Origin of the sequence: Streptococcus danieliae (genome assembly GCF_025447695.1) — a bacterium.
Taxonomy (GTDB): domain Bacteria; phylum Bacillota; class Bacilli; order Lactobacillales; family Streptococcaceae; genus Streptococcus; species Streptococcus danieliae.
The window spans coordinates 1-7,059 of record NZ_JAOBSU010000087.1; the positions used below are offsets into that span (position 1 = coordinate 1).

General features: G+C 49.0%; 7 protein-coding genes. All 7 read left to right on the forward strand.

Annotation, left to right across the window (positions count from 1 at the left end; genetic code table 11):
* Window positions 1-429 (forward strand): Rib/alpha-like domain-containing protein (locus N4310_RS08550; RefSeq protein ID WP_276552653.1); only part of this gene is annotated, 429 nt, incomplete at its 5' end.
* A 157-nt stretch (window positions 430-586) separates the two neighbouring features.
* On the forward strand, window positions 587-1,759 hold the full coding sequence (gene nagA, locus N4310_RS06695; RefSeq protein ID WP_262092568.1) for an N-acetylglucosamine-6-phosphate deacetylase: 1,173 nt from the start codon (window positions 587-589) through the stop codon (window positions 1,757-1,759).
* A gap of 299 nt (window positions 1,760-2,058) precedes the next feature.
* On the forward strand, window positions 2,059-2,895 hold the full coding sequence (locus N4310_RS06700; protein ID WP_262092569.1) for an SAM hydrolase/SAM-dependent halogenase family protein: 837 nt from the start codon (window positions 2,059-2,061) through the stop codon (window positions 2,893-2,895).
* A 10-nt stretch (window positions 2,896-2,905) separates the two neighbouring features.
* The gene (locus tag N4310_RS06705) at window positions 2,906-3,451 is read left to right on the forward strand and encodes an ECF-type riboflavin transporter substrate-binding protein (protein ID WP_160333173.1); all 546 of its coding nucleotides are present in this window, start codon (window positions 2,906-2,908) and stop codon (window positions 3,449-3,451) included.
* 86 nt (window positions 3,452-3,537) lie between these two features.
* Window positions 3,538-5,208, forward strand: coding sequence for an ABC transporter ATP-binding protein (locus N4310_RS06710; RefSeq protein WP_262092570.1), 1,671 nt, complete (start codon window positions 3,538-3,540; stop codon window positions 5,206-5,208).
* Entirely contained in the window at window positions 5,205-6,035 is an 831-nt protein-coding gene (locus N4310_RS06715) for an energy-coupling factor transporter transmembrane component T family protein (RefSeq protein WP_262092571.1), read from the forward strand. Before N4310_RS06710 ends, N4310_RS06715 begins: the two co-directional genes overlap by 4 nt.
* A gap of 65 nt (window positions 6,036-6,100) precedes the next feature.
* Window positions 6,101-6,667 (forward strand): glycoside hydrolase family 73 protein, encoded by a 567-nt coding sequence (locus tag N4310_RS06720; RefSeq protein ID WP_262092572.1) that lies wholly within the window; start codon window positions 6,101-6,103, stop codon window positions 6,665-6,667.
* Window positions 6,668-7,059 lie beyond the last annotated feature (392 nt).

Below are 7,059 nucleotides of genomic sequence, written 5' to 3' on the forward strand. Positions count from 1 at the left end.
AAGAATACTCCAGTCGCTAAGGATCAAACAGTTGAGCCAGGTTCTACACCGAAGGCAGAAGATTCTATTGCCAACCTGTCTGAACTTCCAGCAGGAACGAAAGTATCCTTCAAGTATCCAGTGGATACTAGCACAGCAGGTGATAAGCCGACTGTGGTACTTGTGACTTACCCAGATGGATCAGTTGAGGAGCTTGCGGTTCTTATTAAAGTTAGTTTTTCAGCTAAACCTACAAATGAGAACACAGGATCAACAGCAGATTCTAGGGGCGTAGTTGACAGCTCAAATCGAGCTAATGAGGAACGAGTAACGGTTCTTCCAAATACAGGAGAAAATTCAGAACTATCGCATGCAGCTATGCTCCTAGGAGCAGGAATGCTGACAGCTCTAAGTTTAGTGGGGCGGAAAAAGCGAGAAGATGAGGAATAACCTTTTCATTTAATTTCTTGAAATCATTTCCTGTCATAAAGTAATAATCCAGGTAATTGTGTAGTGCAGTTACCTGGATTATTTTTTTAGAGAAATCGGTCTATACCATTTTATTTTTTGACATCAAGGTGTATAATAAAAACAAGGAGGATGGATCATGAACTACTATATTCAAGCAGATGCTTTTTTCTATCCCTATGAGAAAAAGGGAGCAGGTTTTTTAGAAATCAAAGATGGTCGTTTTGGGCAATGGCAGGCTCAGAGACCAGAATCAGCGGAAATCCGTGATTACACGGGATATTGGATTAGTGCAGGTTTAGTAGATACCCATATTCATGGATTTGGTGGTGTTGATGTCATGGATAAGGATATTGATGGAATTCTAACGACCATGAGTGAGGGACTTCTTAGTACAGGAGTGACTAGCTTTCTCCCAACAACCCTGACTGCAGATACAGGAGATTTACGTCAAGTAGCGGAACAAATTGGAACTCGCTACCAGGAAGCTAAGGGAGCAAAAATTCAAGGAATTTATTTTGAAGGTCCCTATTTCACGGAGGAATTCAAAGGAGCGCAGAATCCAGCCTATATGAAAGATCCGGATTTAGAAGAATTCCGAGATTGGCAGGAAGCAGCACACGGTCACATTAGAAAAATTGCCTTAGCCCCTGAGCGGGACGGAGTTGAGGAGTTTGTTAAAACCCTAACCCAAGAAGGGATTACCGTTGCCTTGGGACACTCCAATGCGACTTTTGACCAAGCTCGGGCAGCTGTGCAGGCAGGAGCCAGTGTCTGGGTTCATGCCTATAATGGCATGCGGGGGTTGACCCATCGGGAGTTGGGTATGGTTGGGGCCATGTACCAACTACCTCATACCTTTGCAGAACTAATCTGTGATGGCCACCATGTCCATCCGGGAGCCTGCCAAATTTTGCTGGATCAGAAAGGCCTGGACCAAGTTGCCTTGATTACCGACTGCATGCGGGCAGGCGGGATGCCAGACGGCGATTACCAGCTGGGCGATTTCCCGGTCCTTGTTCATGAAGGAACGGCCCGCCTTAAAGATTCTGGTTCTCTAGCCGGATCCATCCTCCAACTCAAGGATGGTGTCAAAAATGTCGTTGAGTGGGGCTTGGGTAATCCGGAAGAGGCTTTGCGGATGGCGACTCTTAATCCAGCCCTTTCAGTTGGCCTAGAAGACGACTGCGGCCAAATCCGACCAGGAGCAGCCGCTGACTTCTTAATCTGGACCCCGCAACTAGACCTCCACGCAACCTATTTGGATGGCCAACTCCGCTTTCAAGCGACTTCAGAAGGTAAGGTCGAGTAGTTCTTTTTCGGATGAGTCTAAAAGAGGAGTGGGATAGAACGGATGTTTTTCATTTTAGTTCTAGCCCACTTTTTTATGTTTGCCGATAGTTCGTTTATTCCCCCTCTTTTTTAGAATTTTGTTCAGTTATTCTTGTTCTTTCCATAGAATTTCGCTCAATAAATAATTTTTATAAAGAAAAACCGAAAAATGACTTGCTAAAGACGACAAAATGGACTAGACTAGAGGTCTATTCGAAAATAGAATTCTTTCATTTATTGTAATAATCGATAAATGAAGCGACCATTTTGTTGGGAGGAATGATGAATCAGTTATTAGTATTGCAGTCAGATTTTGGCTTGGTAGATGGAGCTGTTTCCGCCATGATTGGGGTGGCTCTGGAAGAGGCACGTGATTTGAATATTCATCATCTCACGCATGACATTACTCCCTATCATATTGAAGAGGCCAGCTATCGGCTCTTTCAAACCATTGATTACTGGCCGGAGGGAACGACCTTTGTTTCGGTGGTCGATCCAGGAGTTGGTTCCAAGCGTAAAAGCGTGGTTGCTCTGACCAAACGGAATCAATACATCGTCACACCGGATAATGGGACCTTATCCTACATCAAGGATCAGGTGGTAGCCGTGCGGGAAATCTCAGAGGTTTCCAACCGCCGTGCCAATACGGAGCATTCTTACACCTTCCACGGTCGCGATGTTTATGCCTACACAGGGGCTAAATTAGCCAGTGCTCACATTAGCTTTGAAGAGGTCGGTCCCGAACTAAGTGTCGAGCGGATTGTTGAAATCCCGGTTGTGGAAACGACTCAGGGGCCAGATTGGGTCCAAGGGGTTGTCGATATCCTGGATGTGCGCTTTGGTTCGCTTTGGACCTCCATTAAACGGGAGGACTTCCAGAAGCTGGATCCTGACTTTGGCGATCGGTTCGAGGTAACCATCTACAACAATGATATGCTGGTTTACCAAAATCAGGTTGTCTATGGCAAGTCCTTTGCCGATGTTCGTATCGGCCAGCCAGTCCTCTATGTAAACTCGGTTTACCGGCTAGGTCTGGCCATCAATCAGGGGTCCTTCTCCAAGGCCTACAATGTTGGCGTTGGACCTCAGTGGTCGATTCAGTTGAAGAAAATTTAGGAGTTTTAGAATGTCACAATTATCTATTAAACAAGTTGTTGCTATCGGTGTTGGAGCTGCCCTCTTTATTGTGGTTGGTCTCATCAGTATTCCTACACCTATCCCCAATACCTCGATCCAGTTGCAATACGCCGTCCAGGCCTTGCTATCAGTCGTTTATGGTCCCTTCGTTGGATTTCTGATTGGTTTTATCGGCCACGCTGTCAAGGATCTTCTTCAATTTGGGAATCCTTGGTGGTCTTGGATCTTTGTCTCCGGTCTTTTTGGGTTGATTGTTGGAATAACCAAAAAGAGCTTGTCCCTACAAGTCGGCCAGCTCCAGACAAAAGGACTGCTAACCTTTAATCTGGTTCAGATTAGTGCCAACATTGTTCTCTGGGGACTGGTCGCTCCGGTCTTGGATATTTTAATCTACCAAGAGGCGGCCAATAAGGTTTTTGCCCAAGGAATCGTTGCGGGCGGAATCAATGCCCTCGTTGTTGCCATTGCAGGAAGCTTATTGCTGAACCTGTACGCCAAGAATCAAGTTCAAACAGGTAGTTTGACCAAAGAATAAGTGAAATGGACAAAATTCAATCTATGGATTTTGTCTATTTTGTATTTCATCTATGATAAAATAGAAGAAAAAAGGGGAGAAAATCGGTGTTACCACTCATTCAGTTTAAAGAATTTTCCTTTCAATACCAAAGTCAAGCTGAACCAACGCTAAAAGACATCAACCTGGACATCCAGCAGGGAGAAAAAGTGGCTATTATTGGACCCTCTGGATCTGGCAAGTCGACTCTTGGGCAATGCTTAAACGGCTTGGTCCCCCATATCTATCGGGGCGAGATTCAAGGACAGCTACTCTTTCAAGGACAGGACTTACTGACTTCCAGTATTGTCGAGCGTTCCCTCTTGATTTCCAGTATTCTTCAGGATACTGATGGTCAGTTTATTGGTCAGACGGTGGCTGAGGATGTGGCCTTCGCCTTAGAAAATGATGCCTTGGAAACCAGTATCATTCGTGACAAGGTCGCCTATTGGCTGGACAAGCTCGGTCTGACTGACCTAGCCCAGCAGCGTCCCCAGGATCTCTCTGGCGGGCAGAAGCAGGCCGTTGGTCTCGGAGGTGTTTTGATTGACGAAAGTCCCCTCCTCTTATTTGATGAACCCCTGGCCAACCTCGATCCCCAGGCAGCCCATGAAAGTTTACAGCTGCTGGGCCGCCTGCACGAGGAAACAGGCTCAACCCTGGTTATTATTGAACACCGCCTGGAAGAGGTTTTGGAACTAGGTCTGGACCGGATTATCCTGATGGAAAACGGCCAGATTGCCTTTGATGGCAGTCCCAACCAGCTCTTGGCTAGCCCCCTCTTAACAAGGGCCGGGATTCGTGAACCTCTCTATCTGACCGTCCTGCGGGAGTTGGGGATGGAACTGAGTGCTGACCAGCCCTTGGATCATCTGGCAGCCTTGGAGTTGCCCCAGCTTTCCCTACCAGAGCTTTCCTCAGCGAAGTCTGAGCAAGAGGCAGAGGTCTTGGCCCAGTGGACCAACCTGTCCTTTGCTTACCCGGGAAGACCAGTTCTGTTTGAGAACTTGAATCTGCAATTGCGGCAAGGCGAATTGGTCGCTCTACTTGGGAAAAATGGGACTGGAAAGTCAACCTTGGCCCAGCTCTTATCAGGCTACCTACCTGCTCAAGACCAGTATTGCTGGCAGGGTCAGGAAGTCACCGACCAATCCTTGGCGGATCGGGCCAAACAGGTTGGCTATGTTTTGCAGAATCCTAACCAGATGATTTCCCAGACTATGATCTTTGATGAGGTGGCACGGGGCTTGTGGCTCAGAGGCCTGGCAGAAGCAGAAGTGGCTGCCAAGGTTGCAGCCGTCTTGGAAATTTGTGGCCTAACCCCTTTTCGGAATTGGCCCATCTCCGCCCTTTCCTATGGTCAGAAAAAACGGATGACCATCGCAGCCATCTTGGTTTTGGAACCCCGGGTCTTGATTGTGGATGAGCCGACGGCCGGCCAGGACCAGGCCCATTATCGGGAGATGATGGATTTTCTTCAGAAGCTAGCAGGCTTGGGGCATGCCATTGTTATGATTACCCATGACATGCAGCTGATGTTGGAGTATGCCGACCGGGCTCTGGTCTTGGATCAAGGAAAGATCATTGCCGACCAGGATCCACGCCAGCTCCTGTCTCAACCGGAACTCCTTGCCCAGGCCCATTTGCGGACGACCTCGCTTTTTGAGCTGGCAGCTAAGCTTCAGGCGGATCCCTTGGCCCTCTCCCAGTTTTACCAAGAAAGGAGGAAGCAAGCATGAATCAGTTTATCGGCTATCAGGCAGGCACTAGCTGGATCCACAAGCTAAGTGGTGCTAGTAAGTTTCTGTTTTTCTTGTTGACCTCGATTGCGGCCATGTTGACCTATGATACGCGCCTCTTGCTGGCGATTGCCCTGCTCTCCTTGCTGGGGCTCGCCCTCGCCCGTATTTCTTGGACTAGCATTCGCTGGGTGATTTACTTTGCCTCCTTCTTTGCAGCCATGAACCTGCTCATGGTCTACCTCTTCGCACCAGAGTATGGGGTGGACATCTATGGCACCCGCCACCTACTTTGGGCCGGTATCGGTCCCTATAGTGTGACCCAGGAGCAGCTGTTCTACCTGGCCAACCTCTTTCTCAAGTATGTGGCCACCCTGCCCCTGGCCCTGGTCTTTCTCTTGACCACCCACCCCAGCCAATTTGCGGCCAGCCTCAACCAGATTGGGGTCCCTTATCGCATTGCCTATGCAGTAAGCCTGACCCTGCGCTACATTCCAGATGTCCAAGAAGACTTTGTCATCATCCGTAAATCCCAGCAGGCGCGTGGCTTGGACCTGTCCGCCCAACAATCCCTCTTGGCACGGATCCGCGGCAACGCCCTGATCCTCTTCCCGCTCATCCTAACCTCCCTCGAGCGCATCGAAACCATCTCCTGCGCTATGGAACTCCGCCGCTTCGGCAAGGAAAAACGCAGAACCTGGTATTGGAGCCAACACTGGACCTGGCAGGACTATCTTCTCCTCGGCCTAGCCCTCCTCACCCTGATCCTCGCCTTTTACCTCATGTGGGCTCAGGGCAGCCGTTTTTACAACCCTTGGCAAGCCTAGTTTTTCCTTTACTTCTCGCCTTTTTCTTGTTAGACTAAAGAAAAATTGGAAGAAGGGAGTCAAGCATGCGCAAGAGAAAAAAAGGCCGTGGCCTCTTAGCCCTGACCTTAGTAACGCTGGGCTTGGGCTTCTTCGCCTACCAAACCCTCACCACCCAGCAAGGGGACTACACCATCAGCACCGAAGATCGCTTCGTCCAAAACATCGCCCCCGATGCCCAAGCAATCGCCAACCAGTACGGCCTCTACGCCTCTGTTATGATCGCCCAGGCCCTCCTAGAATCCCAACGCGGCACCAGCCGCCTAGCCCAGCCACCCCATCATAACCTTTTCGGCATCAAAGGCAGCTATCAAGGCCAAAGCGCCACCTTCTGGACCCAAGAAGACGACGGTAAGGGCAACCTCTCCGACATCCAAGACCAATTCCGCAGCTATCCCTCCTACTATGCCTCCCTCACCGACTATGCCCAAGTCCTCTCCCAACCCCTCTACGCCGGCACCTGGAAAGCCAACACCACCAGCTACCAAGACGCCACCCTGGCCCTCACCGGCACCTACGCCACCGACAGCACCTACAACCACAAACTCAACCAGCTGATCCAAGACTACCAGCTGACCCAGTATGACTGGTGAGCAGGACACAGATAGAAAACGAAACCAACCCCAGAGCAGCAGACTGACGAGTGCAGTTCGCTGATGTGAGGTTGGTTTTTTGGTAGGGAGGGGTAACTTTTGTGCTAAAAAAGGGAGAGGAATTTAGCAGGAAAGTTAGGGAATAGCTATGAGGAACAAGGAACGAATTTTAAAGTAAGGACTAAGTAGGTTGCAGGAATTCTTGAATAGGCTTTCAAATGTGAGACCTGTATGCTATGATACTAGTGGGTAAGTCTTATAATATACGACAATTGGACTAACATACCTAAAGAAAATTTTATAAAAGGATTGACACGGCAAAGCCAAAAGGAGCTTACAACTCCGCGATTTGGGTAATGTCGACTTCCGCAAGGGTGTCGTTCCCGAACATG

Coding starts and splice junctions, on each gene's coding strand:
- N4310_RS06720 (WP_262092572.1), top strand. CDS start 6,101: ATGCGCAAGAGAAAAAAAGGCCGTGGCCTCTTAGCCCTGACCTTAGTA.
- nagA (WP_262092568.1), top strand. CDS start 587: ATGAACTACTATATTCAAGCAGATGCTTTTTTCTATCCCTATGAGAAA.
- N4310_RS06705 (WP_160333173.1), top strand. CDS start 2,906: ATGTCACAATTATCTATTAAACAAGTTGTTGCTATCGGTGTTGGAGCT.
- N4310_RS06700 (WP_262092569.1), top strand. CDS start 2,059: ATGATGAATCAGTTATTAGTATTGCAGTCAGATTTTGGCTTGGTAGAT.
- N4310_RS06715 (WP_262092571.1), top strand. CDS start 5,205: ATGAATCAGTTTATCGGCTATCAGGCAGGCACTAGCTGGATCCACAAG.